The sequence below is a fragment of the Massilia solisilvae genome, assembly GCF_024753215.1.
Lineage (GTDB): Bacteria > Pseudomonadota > Gammaproteobacteria > Burkholderiales > Burkholderiaceae_D > Telluria > Telluria solisilvae.
The window spans coordinates 297089-310254 of record NZ_JANUGV010000005.1 but is presented as its reverse complement, the minus strand read 5'-3'; the positions used below and the strand labels follow the sequence as shown (position 1 = coordinate 310254).

At 68.7% G+C, this 13166-nt stretch carries 14 protein-coding genes; 1 reads left to right on the top strand and 13 read right to left on the bottom strand.

Going from position 1 to position 13166, the window contains the following annotated elements; translation table 11 throughout:
* Window positions 1-267: 267 nt before the first annotated feature.
* Entirely contained in the window at window positions 268-999 is a 732-nt protein-coding gene (locus NX773_RS18150) for a helix-turn-helix domain-containing protein (protein WP_258823036.1), read from the top strand.
* Between the two features lie 110 nt (window positions 1000-1109).
* Here NX773_RS18150 and NX773_RS18145 read toward each other — a convergent pair whose 3' ends face one another.
* From NX773_RS18145 to NX773_RS18085, 13 genes are all read right to left on the bottom strand, one after another.
* Window positions 1110-1808 carry a type II secretion system protein N gene (locus NX773_RS18145; RefSeq protein ID WP_258857702.1) on the bottom strand — a complete coding sequence of 233 codons (699 nt, stop codon included), beginning with the start codon at window positions 1806-1808 and terminating at the stop codon, window positions 1110-1112.
* A 12-nt stretch (window positions 1809-1820) separates the two neighbouring features.
* Window positions 1821-3041, bottom strand: coding sequence for a type II secretion system inner membrane protein GspF (gspF, locus tag NX773_RS18140; protein ID WP_258857701.1), 1221 nt, complete (start codon window positions 3039-3041; stop codon window positions 1821-1823).
* Window positions 3042-3045: 4 nt separating this feature from the next.
* Window positions 3046-4467, bottom strand: a complete 1422-nt coding sequence (gspE, locus tag NX773_RS18135) for a type II secretion system ATPase GspE (protein ID WP_258857700.1) — start codon at window positions 4465-4467, stop codon at window positions 3046-3048.
* A gap of 6 nt (window positions 4468-4473) precedes the next feature.
* On the bottom strand, window positions 4474-6750 hold the full coding sequence (gspD, locus tag NX773_RS18130) for a type II secretion system secretin GspD (RefSeq protein ID WP_258857699.1): 2277 nt from the start codon (window positions 6748-6750) through the stop codon (window positions 4474-4476).
* The gene (gene gspN / locus NX773_RS18125; RefSeq protein WP_258857698.1) at window positions 6751-7524 is read right to left on the bottom strand and encodes a type II secretion system protein N; all 774 of its coding nucleotides are present in this window, start codon (window positions 7522-7524) and stop codon (window positions 6751-6753) included.
* Window positions 7521-8045 (bottom strand): type II secretion system protein M, encoded by a 525-nt coding sequence (locus tag NX773_RS18120; protein ID WP_258857697.1) that lies wholly within the window; start codon window positions 8043-8045, stop codon window positions 7521-7523. Before NX773_RS18120 ends, gspN begins: the two co-directional genes overlap by 4 nt.
* The gene (gene gspL / locus NX773_RS18115; RefSeq protein ID WP_258857696.1) at window positions 8042-9250 is read right to left on the bottom strand and encodes a type II secretion system protein GspL; all 1209 of its coding nucleotides are present in this window, start codon (window positions 9248-9250) and stop codon (window positions 8042-8044) included. Before gspL ends, NX773_RS18120 begins: the two co-directional genes overlap by 4 nt.
* A 19-nt stretch (window positions 9251-9269) precedes the next feature.
* Window positions 9270-10241 carry a type II secretion system minor pseudopilin GspK gene (gspK, locus tag NX773_RS18110; RefSeq protein WP_258857695.1) on the bottom strand — a complete coding sequence of 324 codons (972 nt, stop codon included), beginning with the start codon at window positions 10239-10241 and terminating at the stop codon, window positions 9270-9272.
* Window positions 10238-10858, bottom strand: a complete 621-nt coding sequence (locus NX773_RS18105; protein ID WP_258857694.1) for a PulJ/GspJ family protein — start codon at window positions 10856-10858, stop codon at window positions 10238-10240. The genes gspK and NX773_RS18105 overlap by 4 nt, the downstream gene beginning before the upstream one ends.
* Window positions 10855-11256, bottom strand: coding sequence for a type II secretion system minor pseudopilin GspI (gspI, locus tag NX773_RS18100; RefSeq protein WP_258857693.1), 402 nt, complete (start codon window positions 11254-11256; stop codon window positions 10855-10857). The genes NX773_RS18105 and gspI overlap by 4 nt, the downstream gene beginning before the upstream one ends.
* On the bottom strand, window positions 11253-11735 hold the full coding sequence (locus NX773_RS18095; RefSeq protein WP_258857692.1) for a GspH/FimT family pseudopilin: 483 nt from the start codon (window positions 11733-11735) through the stop codon (window positions 11253-11255). Before NX773_RS18095 ends, gspI begins: the two co-directional genes overlap by 4 nt.
* 8 nt (window positions 11736-11743) lie before the next feature.
* Window positions 11744-12199 (bottom strand): type II secretion system major pseudopilin GspG, encoded by a 456-nt coding sequence (gspG, locus tag NX773_RS18090; RefSeq protein WP_258857691.1) that lies wholly within the window; start codon window positions 12197-12199, stop codon window positions 11744-11746.
* 127 nt (window positions 12200-12326) lie between these two features.
* Complete coding sequence (locus NX773_RS18085; protein ID WP_258857690.1) at window positions 12327-13079, bottom strand: HesA/MoeB/ThiF family protein; 753 nt, start codon at window positions 13077-13079, stop codon at window positions 12327-12329.
* Between the last annotated feature and the right edge of the window lie 87 nt (window positions 13080-13166).

Genomic DNA, 13166 nt, shown 5'->3' with positions numbered 1-13166 from the left:
GAACGACCGGCCGCCTGCGGACGCCCGCAACGGGCGCCCGCGATCAGGCCATGCGTGTTGCGCCGCAGCCACCAGGGCGCGACGCAAGATTCGGTGGAAGTGGGCACGTCCTGTGCCCACTGCGGGTATGCCAGCCCATGTCCCGGCCCCACATGATCAAAGTGTCTACGGTTCGCCCTGCTTGCGCCAGCAGCTTGTGCGAAGTACCGCGGCGTTGTACATTCGGTATCACCTTGCGATACCTTCCTCACAACAACAGGTCTTCCCATGAGCTCACCGGAACTGGTCCTCGATGTGCTGCGCGCCGAGTTGCGCGCCGCCGGCATCACCTACAAGGCGCTGGCCGAGCGCATCGCGATGAGCGAATCGAGCGTCAAGCGCATGTTCGGGCAAAAGGACATGTCGCTGTCGCGGCTGTCGCAGATCTGCACCGCGTGCGGCATTGCGCTGGAGGACGTGCTGCGCCGCGCGGCCGATTCGCGGCCGGCCGCGGACACGCTGACGATGCCACAGGAAACCTCGCTGGTCGCGCAACCGCGCTTGCTGCTGGTGGCGATCTGTTGCCTTGGCCACTGGAGCCTGGAGCAGGTGGTGGAGACCTACCGGATCTCGACGCCGGAATGCATCCAGTACATGGCCGAACTGGACCGGCTGGGCCTGATCGAGCTCAAGCCGCTCAACCGCTACAGCCTGCGCGTGTCGAACGCGTTCCGCTGGCTGCCGGACGGGCCGGTGCAGCAGTTCTTCCGCCAGCACGTGGTGGCGGACTACTTCAGCGGCCGCTTCGACGGGCCCGGGGAAACGCTGATGTGCCTGCCGGCGCGGCTGTCGCTCGCCAGCGCGCACGAGCTGGCGCACAAGCTGCACCAGCTGGCTGGCGACCTGGCGCGGCTGCACCGCAACGACCGGCGGCTGGCGCCGGACGAGCGTGACGGGTTCACGCTTCTCCTGGGGTTCAGGTCGTGGGAGTTTGCGGCGTTCACCGCGCTGCGGCGGTGAAGCGTCCGTAGGGTGGGCGGCTTGTCCGCCCACGCGTTCAACCGGCCCTTGGTTCGATGCACGGGCTGTGCTGGCCGCGCTTGGACGCGTGGGCGGGAAACCCGCCCACCCTACCTTGACTGCGGCGGCTGGCTGACCGGGCTGCCCGGCGAGCGCACCGGCGGCGGCATCTGGGTCGGCGCGGTGGCAGGCGCTTGCGGCACCGCGCCCGGCGTCAGCGGTGGCGACGTGATGCTCGGTCCGGGAGCCGGCGCCTGCGCGGGCGCGACCGGTGCGGGGGCCGGTGCGGGAGCGGGCGGTGGCTCGTCATGCACGCCCACGTCGCCCCGCCCCGCCACGTCGCCTTCCGCCGAGCCCGCCGTCGAGGGCGCGGCCGCCGGCGCCGGCGCCACTGCCGCCCCCATCGGCGCCGCCGCCTTGGTATCCGGCGCCAGGTCGATCCGCTTCATCACGCCACCGTCGGACAACATCACATAGCGCGCATGCACCTCGCTCACCGACACGCCCGGCGCGATTTCCTTGCCGATCACCAGCGCCTTGGCCGGCCCGCCGTTGGCCGAGATGATGGCCACGCTCTGCGCTCCGGCCGAGATCACTCCGCTCAGCTGGTAGTTGGTCGCCACCTGCGCCGCCGCCTGCCCGCCGAACAAGGTGCCGGCCGCGTCCATGCTGGGCTCGGGCGCCTCGGCCAGCGGCGGCGCCGTGATCGGACGCTGCGGCGGCTGGTACAGCTGCAGGATCCAGTACGCGACCGAGGCGGCCAGCACGATCAGGGCGACCAGGGTCAGGACGATGGGCAGACGCTTCATTAGGCTCCTCGGTTAGCGCACCAGCTGGTTGATTTCGATGATAGGCATGAGCACGGCCAGCACGATCAGGAGCACCACCAGGCCCATGGCCAGGATCAGCACCGGCTCGAGCAGGCCGGCGATGGTCAGGGTGCGCCGCTCCAGGTCGGCCTGCTGCGAGTTGGCCGCGCGTTCGAGCATGGCCGGCAGCTCGCCGGTGATCTCGCCGGCCCGGATCATGTGCACCAGCATCGGCGGGAAGTGCTTTTGCGCCGACAGCGCGCGCGCCAGGCTCACGCCTTCGCGCACGCTGGCCGTGGCCTGCTCCACCAGGTCGCGCATGGCCACATTGGACAACGTATCGCGGCTGGTGTCGAGCGCCCTCAGGATTGGCACGCCGGAGCCGGTGGTGATCGCCAGCGTGCTGGCAAAGCGCGCCGTGTTCAGGCTGCGCTCGAACTTGCCGTACACCGGCGCGTCGAGCAGCCAGGCATGCCAGCGCAGCTTGAGCGCCGGGTTCTGCAGCGCGCGCCGCCACGCGAACCAGGCGGCGATGAGCGCCAGCGCCACATAAATGCCGTAGGCGCGCACGAAGTTCGACACGCCCAGCATCACCACCGTGAGCACCGGCAGCTTTTGCTTGGTGTTGGCGAACACCGACACGATCTGCGGCACCACGTAGGTGAGCAGGAAGATCACGATCGCGAATGCGACGAAGGTCACGATCGCCGGGTAGGTGAAGGCCAGGCGCACCTTCTGCACCAGCGCGTTGCGGCGCTCGATGTAGTCGGCCAGGCGCGACAGCACGCGCGCGAGCTGGCCGATCTGCTCGCCCGAGGTGACCAGCGCGCGGTAGATCTCGGCGAAGTCGCGCGGGTGGCGCGACAGGGCGGCCGAGAACGAGGCGCCGCCCATCACTTCGGAACGGATCGAGGCGACCAGGTCGCGCACGTAGGGGCGCTCGGCCTGCTCCAGCAGCGCGGTGAAGGCTTGTTCCAGCGGCAGCCCCGCTTCGAGCAGGCTGGCCAGCTGGCGGGTGAACAGCGCCAGCTCGTTTTGCGACAGGCGCTCGCCAAAGCCTCGGCTCCTGGCGGCGCCGCTCTCGTCGACCTGGGCCGAGATGGCCTCGACGGCAAGCGGTGTCAGCCCCTGGGTGCGCAGGTCGGCGCGCGCCGAACGGGGGCTGTCGGCGTTGACGACGCCTTTGCGGGTCGCGCCCGCGGCATCGACGGCTTCGTAGCGAAAGGCCGGCATGGCGTCAGTCCTTCGTCACGCGCACCAGCTCGGCCTGCGTGGTGACGCCTTCATGGATCCAGCGCTCGCCGTCCTCGCGCATGGTCCTCATGCCGGTGGCCAGCGCGCTGTCGCGGATCTCGGCTTCGCTGGCGCGGTTGTGGATCTGCGCACGGATCTCTTCGGTGGTTTCGAGCAGCTCGTACACGCCCACGCGGCCGTGGTAGCCGGTGTGGCCGCAGCGCTCGCAGCCGACCGCATGCCAGGTCTGGCCGTCGAACTTCTTGCAGTGCGGGCAGAGCTTGCGCACGAGGCGCTGCGCCATCACGCCCAGCAGCGACGAGGACAGCAGGAACGGTTCGATGCCCATGTCCAGCAAACGCGTCACGGCCGAGGCGGCATCGTTGGTGTGCAGCGTCGCCAGCACCAGGTGGCCGGTGAGCGAGGCCTGCACCGCGATCTGCGCGGTTTCCAGGTCGCGGATCTCGCCGATCATGATCACGTCCGGGTCCTGGCGCAGGATCGCGCGCAGCGCCTTGGCAAAGGTCATGTCGATGCGCGGATTGACCTGGGTCTGGCCGATGCCGTTCAGGTCGTATTCGATCGGGTCCTCCACCGTCATGATGTTGGTGGTGGCCGCATTCAGGCGCGACAGCGCCGCGTACAGCGTGGTCGTTTTACCGGAACCGGTCGGTCCGGTGACCAGCACGATGCCGTGCGGCTGGTTGATCAGCTTGTCGAACTGCGGCAGCAGCGCGTCGCTCATGCCCAGGTGGCCCAGGTCGAGGCGCCCGGCTTCCTTGTCCAGCAAACGCAGCACCGCGCGCTCGCCGTGGCCGGTGGGCAGGGTCGAGACGCGCACGTCGACCGGCTTGCCGCCCACGCGCAGGGTGATGCGGCCGTCCTGCGGCAGGCGCTTTTCGGCGATGTCCAGCTGGCTCATGATCTTGATGCGCGAGATCAGCGAGGCGTGGATCGCCTTCTTGGGCCGCACGATGTCGCGTAGCGCGCCGTCGATGCGAAAGCGCACCACCGACGTCTGCTCGAACGGCTCGATGTGGATGTCGGACGCGCCCTCGCGCAGCGACTGGGTCAGCAGCGCGTTGATCATGCGGATCACCGGCGCGTCGTCCGACGATTCGAGCAGGTCTTCGATGGCCGGCACGTCCTGCAGCAGCTTGGTCAGGTCGAGGTCGGCATCGAATTCGTCCACCACCTGCGAGGCATCGCCGCCGGCGGCGGCATAGGCCGCGGCAATGGCCGCGTCCAGCTCGCTGCGCTCCATGCGGCGCAGGGCGATGCGCCCGAAGCGGCGCGACACCTCGGCGATCGCGGCCGGGGCGGTGGCATTGGAAACGAGCACTTCGACGCTTTGCGCCGGGTCGCCGTTGGAACGCGCGAGCACGCCGTGGTCGCGTGCGAAAGCGTATGGCAACAGGTTGTTCATCTTGGCTTATCTCTGGATCGGCGGTGCCGCCGGCGTTGCCGGCGTGGCCGCGCCCGGCTGGGCGCCCTTGGCGGGCGCCGGGGCCGGTTGCGGCGGCACCGTGGCCATCTGTCCGCCCGTGGGCGGCTGGCCGTTGGTCAATAGCGGCAGGACCGGCGTCCCGAGGTTGCGCAGCAGCGGCTCGCCACTCGGCGGCACAGCGACTTCGCCGGCGGCGCGGATGTAGTCGTAACGGTCCATCGTGATGCTGGCCGTCGCCTCCTTGCTGCGCACCACCACCGGGCGCAGGAATACCATCAGGTTGGTCTTGGTACGGGCGCGGGTCCGGGTCTTGAACAGGTTGCCCAGGACGGGGATGCTCGCCAGCCCGTGTACGCGCTCCTCGCCGTCGCTCTCGTTGTCCTCGATCAGGCCGCCGAGGACGACGATCTGGCCGTCGTCGGCCAGCACGTTGCTTTCGATCGCGCGCACGTTGGTGGTAATGCCCGACGGCGAGTTCAGCGTCGACCGGTCCACGCTCGAATTCTCGTGGTAGATCGCCAGCTTGATGGTACCGCCTTCGGAGATTTGCGGCCGCACCTTCAGCAGCAGGCCCACGTCGCGGCGGTCGATGGTGGTGAACGGGTTGCCGGCTGCGCCACCCGTCGTCACGTACGAGCCGCTCAGGATTGGTACGTTCTGGCCAACCTTGATGGTGGCCAGTTCGTTGTCGAGCGTGATCATGTTCGGCGTCGACAAGATGTTGGCGTTTCCGTCCGTTTCAAGTGCGTGCAGCACCGCGCCCAGGCCCAGCTGGCCGTCGGACGACTGGTGGAACAGGCCGATCGACAGCCCGCCCGGCACCAGCTGCGCCGGGTTGGCGGTCGTGGTGCTGCCGCTGCCAAGGCCGGTGCGCGCGGCCAGCGCCAGGTTGACGATGTTGTTGACCGTGCCCTGGCCGAACGACTGCAGGCCGCCCACGCGGTAGCTGCTGGCGCCGTTGCCGGTCAGGCCCACCCACTGCACGCCGAAGTCGGACGCCTTGTTCGATGTCACCTCGACCACCAGCGCCTCGATGTAGACCTGGGCGCGGCGCACGTCGAGCTGGTCGATCACGCCGCGCAGGTTGCGGTACATCGCATCGTTGGCGGTGATGATCAGGCTGTTGGTGGAGGTGTCGGCCTGGATGAAGCCCGACCCCTGCGGCGCATTGGCGCCGCCCTGCTGGCCCTGCTGGGCAAAGGTGTTGGTCGGACCGCCAAAGCCGGTCGGGCTTTGCGTGCCGACCGGCTGGGTGGCCGAGCCCTGGCCGGACATGCCGCCGCCCAGCGTGCCGGCCGGGATCGAGCCGCCCTGCGTGCCCTGCCCTGCCTGCGGCGCGGCCGACACGTCGCCCGACACCACGGCGCGCAGGGTCTGCGCCACGCGCGTTGCGTCCGCGTTCTTCAGGTACACGACGTGCACGTTGCCCAGTTCCTGCGTGGGCCTGTCGAGCTTGGAAATCAGCGCGCGCGCATGGTTCGCCTTGGCCGGCGAAGGCGCGCGCACCACCACCGAGTTGGTGCGCGGGTCGGCCAGCACGGTCACGCGGCCCGAGTCGCCGCCCGGGGCCGGCTCCATCAGGCGCGTGGCCAGCGTGGCGATGTCGGTGGCGATGCCGTTGTGGATCTGGATCACGTCGAGGTCGCCCGCGACCGGCGCGTCGAGCGCGGCGATGATCTTGGACAGGCGCCGCAGGTTGTCGGCGTAGTCGGTGATGACCAGGCTGTTGTTGCCCGGGTCGGCCATGATCGAGTTGTTGGGCGACACCAGCGGGCGCAGCACCGCGGTCAGGTTGGCGGCCGACTCGTAGGACAGGTGGTAGATCTGGGTCGCGATCTGGTCGCCGTGCACCTTGGCGCCCTTCACCCCGACCTGGGTCGGCGCCGCCTGCAGCTTGGCTTCCGCTTCCGGCACCACCTTGGCAAAGCCGTCGCCGGTGACCACCGCGTAGCCCTGCAGGCGCAACTGCGAGGTGAGCAGCTGGAACGCCTGCGCCTTGGTCAGCGGCCGCTCGGACACCAGCGTGAGCGTGCCCTTGACGCGCGGGTCGATGATGAAGGTCATGCCGGTATAGTGCCCGACCGCCTTGATCACCGATTCGATGTCGGCATTGACGAAGTTGAGGGCCGCGCCACCCGCCGTGCCGTTCTGGGCATAGGTCGGGGCGGGCACGGCCGCCAGGGCTGCACAGCACAGCATCGCGCCGGCCACGGTCCGGCGCAGGGCCGGCAGGGTAAGTGTGCTACGGATATTTTTTTTCATTTATCTGAACTCTAGCGCGATAACTTTCTTGCCGTTCACCATTCGGCGCTGGCCCAACAGATTGAGCATGTTGCCCAGCGTGTCCTCGTAACCTTCGGCCGCCTCGGCCTGTCCGGAAAACTGCAGGCGCCCGTTTTGCAGGCTGCCATTTCCCGACAGTAGCAGCGGCCCGCGCAGCGTACGCAACACCAGCGCAGCCTGCTGGCCGTGCCAGTCCATCGCCATTTCATAACTGCCCAGCGGTTTGATGGGCGACATGCGCGAACCCATGTCGGTCATCGACAGCACCGTGCGGCCGGTCACCGCCACCATCTGCCCCTGCCGTGCCACCTCGAGCGCGTTCCAGTTCAACTTGATCGTGCCGGTGGGCGCCAGCGTGTTCAGCGGCGCGCCCAGCCCGGCCAGCCCGGCGGCCGGCAGCAGCAGCTCGCCGGGGCTCACCTGCCACTCGGACCAACTGCCCTCGATCGCCAGCGGCTGCGACAGCGCCTGCGGGTTCTCCACGTGCATGCTCACGCGCCCCACCAGCACCGCCGGCGACAGGCGCCAGGCAAAGCGCCCCGGCAGCAGCGGCGTCACCGCCCCGCCCTCGCCCGGTGCGCCGCCCAGGAAGGCTGAACCGTTCCACAGCGTACCCTGCGCATCCCCCAGCGTCAAACGGCCGCCGGTCTGCTGTTCCACCATCTGTCCCAGCCACGATGCCGGCAGGAAGGCCAGCACCGTCAGCGCCACCACCAGCGCCACCAGCGCCAGCCACAACAGCAGCCGCCTCATTGGGCCGCGGCCCCGGCCGTTGCCTGGCGCAGCGTCAGGGTGGCGTCCACCTGCCCGGCCACCGGCAGCGCGGTGATCGCCCCGTCCTGCAGCTGGACCCGGCTTTCGCGCCGTTGCGCGTCCAGCCAGGCCATCAGGTTGGCGAACGAAACATTGTTCAGCTGTGCTTTCGCGTATTCGCCTGTCAGCGTCAGCGAGGCCGGGTTGATGCCGCGCGCCGTGAGGCTGGCCAGCAGCGCCTCGCGCGTCATTGGCGCCACCTGCGGCGCGGGCTGCGCGGCCAGGCTCCTGGCCTCGTCGGCCAGCGCGCGCAGCTGGGCGGCTTGCTGGCGCAACTGCGGCAGCGTGCGGCGCAGCTCGGCGCGGCCTTCCCAGGCCGGCGCGATCAGGACCAGGTAGGCCAGCGCCAGCAACAGCACGCCGGCGCCGATCGACAAGGTCCGGCGTTCCTGCTCGGTGCGCGCCATCCAGTATGCCAACGCGCGCGCGCGCGCCTGGCCCAAGGTTGCGGCCACATTCATTGCCTTGCTCCTGTGCTTGCCACGCGCCAGGTGGCCGGCGCGGTTTCTTCCAGGGTGATGCCGCGCGCGGCCAGCGCCGTTTTCAGCTGGCTGGTCAGCGACGGGTCCACGGTCTCGGCTTTGACCTTGACCGTCAGCGCGCGTTCCCTGTACTCAATTGACGAAATGCCCGGCTGGCGTCCCAGCCCGCGCACCGCTTCGCCCAGCGCCGCGGCCAGGTAGTTGAATTCGTCGTGCGCGAGCTCGCCGCTGTTCGCCTTGGCGCGCGTAATGTTCTGGCGCATCTGGGCCACCGGGTCGATCACCGGCTGGTTGGGGTAGGCGGCGCGGAAGGTCTGGGTCATCGACTGCCGGATCGCGTTCGCTTCGCCGCGCAGGCGCAGCCACTGGATGTTGAGCGCCGCCAGGTTGATGATCAGCACCAAGAGGCCCAGGCGGATCGGCCAGCGCCAGCGGCGCCAGTCGCGCTGCGGCGCGCCGGCAGCGCCCAGGCCCGGCACCAGGTCGAACGCGGTGCTCTTCGAGCCCGAGATCCAGTGCGCCCAGTCGTCTGCCTCCACCGACACGCCGGGGCTGGCCTCGGCGGCCAGCGCCTGGTATTCGCCCACCTGCTCGGACGGCAAGTACAGCACCAGTGGCGCGTCGCCGCCGAGCGCGCGCGCGGTCTGCAGCGCCATCGCCGGGTTGCCGTCCAGCGCCAGACCCAGGCCCTGGTACTGGCTCTGGCGCAGCGTCAGCTCGCCGGCGCCGATGGCCGCGGTCACGCTTCCTGGCAGCAGCGGCAGGCACAGCTGGGCGGGCACGGCCGCGATGGCGCGCGCCCCCTGGGCCAGCAGCGTGCGCACCAGCGGCTCGAGCCAGTCGCGCTGCACGACGGCCACGGGGCGCGTGTTGTCGGCCTGCTGCGGGCCTGCCACCAGCACGGCGTCCAGCGGGTCGCCCAGGATATGTTCTTCCACCAGGCCCGGCAGCGCGGCCTTCAGGCGCGCGCCGGACAGCGGCGGCGCCTGCACCGACAGCAAGGTCACGTCGGCCGCCGAGATGATCAGGACCACGCGGCGTGCGGCCGCCACCAGGTCGCCCAGGTTGCGCAGCGCGCCCACGCCGGCCTGCTCGATCGCGCCGGCATCGCCGACGACCGCAAAGCTGCACAGCGCGCCTTCGCCTTCCGCCCGGGCCGGATGCCGGATGTAGAGTGTAGTCAAACTGGCTCTCTTTCTTGTTCTAGATTTGGCGAATCCATTTCACTTCCGGATTGCGGATGACGCCATTGCCCTCCCGGCTCACCAACGCCTCGACATTCAGGGTAGCACGGTCGAGCTTGATGTGGCTGCGCACCAGGAACCAGTTGCTCTTCACCGTTGCGACCCCATCCAGTGCAGTATCGTCCAGGTTGACCTGGCGCGCGAACTTCGCGAGCACGTCCCATGGTGCGCGATTGCGGTAATCGACGAGGGTCTTGGCCTGCATCAACGAGATTTCCTTGTCCAGCGCGGCCAGCACCTCGGCCGGCGCCGTGTTGACGTTGACCAGCGTCGTACTCGTGCTCGGCAACACGATCGCAAACGGGCGCAGTTTTTCAATCATGGCTTGGGTGTAGCCGGGAATCGCCAGCAGGTCCTCAAGTTGCACCAGTTTCATGTTCGTGCTCGCCGGCGCCGCTGCCGGTTGCGGCGGCTGCGGCTGCGGCGGGGTGGCCGGGCTCTGGCTCGCGGCGACGAACTTTGCAGTCTTCAGTGCCAACGACGGATTCAATTGCAGGTTCCCCAGCAGGCGGCTGAAAATCTCGGCCTGCGTGGCGTCCAGTTGCCCGCCCTTCGCCAAATTGCTCAAATTATAACGTGAGCTCGCGTCGATCACGTTGCCGGACAGGGTCGCGTTGAAGTTCTCGCCCTGCACCCGTTCGCGCTCGATGTACTGGTCCAGGCGCGTCTCGGCCAGCGGCGTGGCCCAGATCTGGTCGAGCGACGTGTACTTGTTGTCCCAGTAGTCCTGGCGCAGCACCAGCATCGCCCAATCGAGTGCGCCGCGTTCGATCCACTGCGTCTGCAGCTGCAGGCGCTGATTCTCCATCGAGCGCACCTGCACCTGCTGCTGCCAGAACAGGCTGGCGACGATCGAGATCGCCAGCGTGGTGAGCAGCAGCGCCGTGATCACCGCCACGCCCTGCTGGCGCGCCCGCATCCTCATCTTCATAGCGCGCCTCCGAGCAGGAAGGATTTGGTCATCGGCACCTGCGCGCCCTGGGTGGACAGCGCGACCTGCACTCCGGTCGGCGGCAGCGCCAGCCCGACGTCGGCCTGCGTGAGCAAGGGCCCGGTGCGCCACTGGTTGTTCTGCCAGGTGAACACCTGCATGCCGGTCACGCCTTTCTGCAGGCCCACCGCTTGCCCTTGCAGGCTGGTGTCGGCGTCGGAGGTCATCGCCTTCCAGATCGCGTCCAGCTGGACCAGGTCGCGCGTGCCGTTCGACTCGCGCCGGGTCAGCGTACCGTCCACCACGCGGTAGGCCACCACCTGCAGCCGGGTCGGTTCGTTTTCGTTCGAGACCAGCCGCACCAGCGTCAGGCGGTCCTTGTCGGCCAGCAGGTAGGGACGCTTGTCCATGATGTCCTGCCCGGCCACGTGTTCGCAGTCGCTCTGCATCTGCGCAAACGCAAGCTGCATGCCGCGCGTCGTTTCCATTTGCTGGGTCAGCGCCACGCGCGCGCGCACGATGCCGTCCAGCCCGCGCCAGCCCAGCACCGCGACCATCGCCAGGATGCCGATCGCCACCAGCAGTTCAACCAGCGTAAAGCCGTGCGCGCGCTTCATGGCGATGGCCTCGGCATCATTTGGCGCGGCACCAGCTGCACCAGCTTCAGGATGCGCCGGTTCGGGTTGGCCGCGTCGAACACCGACACCTCGACCCGCCGCAGCAGCGGGTTCGGGCTGGTGAACACGTCTTCCTGGCACACCAGCTTCAGGTCGCCTTGCGGGCAATCGAAGCTGCGCTTGCCCACTTCGGGGAACTCGCGCCCGAGCCGGATCTGCACCAGCCGGTTTTCTGCCGACCAGGTGGCCATCATCGCGGTGCGCAGGCCGGTGCTGTTCTGCGTCAGGCTGCCCACCGCGCGCAGGCCCGCGCCCAGCGCAGTGCCGACGATGACCAGCGCCACCAGCACTTCGAGCAGGGTAAAGCCGCGTGGGCGTGCTTGCAGGCGCGCGTTCATTGTTCGACCGTGAAATGGCCCACGCCGTCGGCGCGGATTGCGACGCGGTTGTCGCCGCTGGCAAGGGTCAGCACGAAGGGTTTATCGACCGGCTCGCGGCCGAAGGTGATGCGCAGGCGGTCGGTGCTGCCGGCGGCGGGAGGGTCGAGCATCAGCTGCACCGGCCCGTGCGCAAAGCTGCGCTCGCGCAGCAGGTCGTCGTTGGTGATGAGCGACCAGCCGTTTTCGTTACGGACCAGGAAGTGATACTGGCTGCCGTCCGCCTCGAACGAGACCAGCCGGTTGCGCACGATCGCCTCGTCACGCGCCAGCTGCAGCAGCAGCGCGATGCGCTGCGCCTCTTTCTGCAAGTCCTGGCGCGGGCTCGGAATCGCGTTCAGCGTAGCGAGCCCCAGCGTGATGCCAATGATGACCATCACGACCAGCAGCTCCACCAGGGTGAAGCCGGAGACCTTGCGCTGCGCCTTGGTTGCCGGCATTGGACTCCTTACTTGTTGTCCCAGGAGCCCACGTCGGCGTCTTCGCCGGTGCCGCCCGGCTGCCCGTCGGCGCCGAACGAGAACACGTCCACCTCGCCATGGATGCCCGGCGACAGGTATTGGTAGGGGTTGCCCCACGGGTCCTTGGGCAGCTTCTCGAGGTAGCCGCCTTCCTTCCAGCCGGTGGCGGCCGGGCCGCTGGTCGGCTTTTGCACCAGGGCGACGAGGCCCTGCTCGGTGGTCGGGTAGCGCTGGTTGTCCAGCTTGTACAGCTTGAGCGCCTGCATCAGCGTGGCGATGTCCACGCGCGCCGCGGTCTGGCGCGACTCGCCGGTACGCCCCAGCAGCTTGGGCACGACGAGCGCGCCAAGGATGCCGATGATCACCACCACAACCATGATCTCGACGAGGGTGAAGCCGCGCTGCATGCGCTGGCGCAATGGACGTTTGGATACGATATGCATATATGTTATGGGGTACTTAGGTCGAAATAACCGATGTAGTATAAGACCGACGGGCGAGTGCTGCCATCGGCGGCGGGTGAGGCATTGTACGGCAGCACGCTCTGCCTTGCATTGATTGACAGTGTGCCTACACGCGCTGAGCGCACACCTGGCAGGACGCATTGCGCGCGATGCCGATGCTGGTCCACTCCATCGCCCGGCCATCGAGCAGCAGCAGGCGGCCGGCCAGCGACTGCCCGGTGCCCACCACCAGTTTCATGGCCTCGGCCGCCTGCATGGCGCCGATCACGCCCACCAGCGGCGCGAACACGCCCATCGTGCTGCAGGCGGCATCCTCGAACTTGCCATCCTCGGGGAACAGGCAGGCGTAGCACGGGCTTTCTGCAGAGCGCGGGTCGTACACCGAGACCTGGCCATCGAAGCGGATCACGGCGCCGGCCACCAGCGGCACCCCGGCCGCAAAGCAGGCGCGGTTGACCGCGTGGCGGGTGGCGAAGTTGTCGCTGCAGTCGAGCACGACGGTGGCCTCGCGCACCAGCGCCGCCAGCCGTTCGCCGGCGACGCGCTCGCGCAGCGCGCGCACGTGCACCTCGGGATTGATCGCCATCAAAGTTTCGCGGCCAGACTCGGCCTTGGGCTGGCCGACGCGCGCGCTGGTGTGCATGATCTGGCGCTGCAGGTTGGTCAGGTCCACCTCGTCGTCGTCCACCAGCGTGATGCGGCCGACGCCGCCGGACGCCAGGTACAGCGCGGCGGGCGAACCCAGGCCGCCGGCGCCGATCACCAGCGCGTGCGCGTTCAGCAGCTTCTGCTGGCCTTCGATGCCGATCTCGTCCAGCAGGATGTGGCGGGAGTAGCGGAGCAGCTGGTTGTCGTTCATGTCTTTTCCAACGATGCAAACGCGCCGGTGCGTAGGGTGGGCTCTTGAGCCCACGCGGTATCACGCGCCGCGTGCGAACGCGTGGGC

Bases quoted from the DNA above. Each gene is read 5' to 3' on its own strand.
- NX773_RS18145 (WP_258857702.1), bottom strand. From the start codon at position 1,808: ATGAAGCGTCTGCCCATCGTCCTGACCCTGGTCGCCCTGATCGTGCTG.
- NX773_RS18120 (WP_258857697.1), bottom strand. From the start codon at position 8,045: ATGAATGTGGCCGCAACCTTGGGCCAGGCGCGCGCGCGCGCGTTGGCA.
- gspI (WP_258857693.1), bottom strand. From the start codon at position 11,256: ATGAACGCGCGCCTGCAAGCACGCCCACGCGGCTTTACCCTGCTCGAA.
- gspD (WP_258857699.1), bottom strand. From the start codon at position 6,750: ATGAAAAAAAATATCCGTAGCACACTTACCCTGCCGGCCCTGCGCCGG.
- NX773_RS18085 (WP_258857690.1), bottom strand. From the start codon at position 13,079: ATGAACGACAACCAGCTGCTCCGCTACTCCCGCCACATCCTGCTGGAC.
- gspG (WP_258857691.1), bottom strand. From the start codon at position 12,199: ATGCATATCGTATCCAAACGTCCATTGCGCCAGCGCATGCAGCGCGGC.
- gspF (WP_258857701.1), bottom strand. From the start codon at position 3,041: ATGCCGGCCTTTCGCTACGAAGCCGTCGATGCCGCGGGCGCGACCCGC.
- gspE (WP_258857700.1), bottom strand. From the start codon at position 4,467: ATGAACAACCTGTTGCCATACGCTTTCGCACGCGACCACGGCGTGCTC.
- gspN (WP_258857698.1), bottom strand. From the start codon at position 7,524: ATGAGGCGGCTGCTGTTGTGGCTGGCGCTGGTGGCGCTGGTGGTGGCG.
- NX773_RS18150 (WP_258823036.1), top strand. From the start codon at position 268: ATGAGCTCACCGGAACTGGTCCTCGATGTGCTGCGCGCCGAGTTGCGC.
- NX773_RS18105 (WP_258857694.1), bottom strand. From the start codon at position 10,858: ATGAAGCGCGCGCACGGCTTTACGCTGGTTGAACTGCTGGTGGCGATC.
- gspK (WP_258857695.1), bottom strand. From the start codon at position 10,241: ATGAAGATGAGGATGCGGGCGCGCCAGCAGGGCGTGGCGGTGATCACG.
- NX773_RS18095 (WP_258857692.1), bottom strand. From the start codon at position 11,735: ATGCCGGCAACCAAGGCGCAGCGCAAGGTCTCCGGCTTCACCCTGGTG.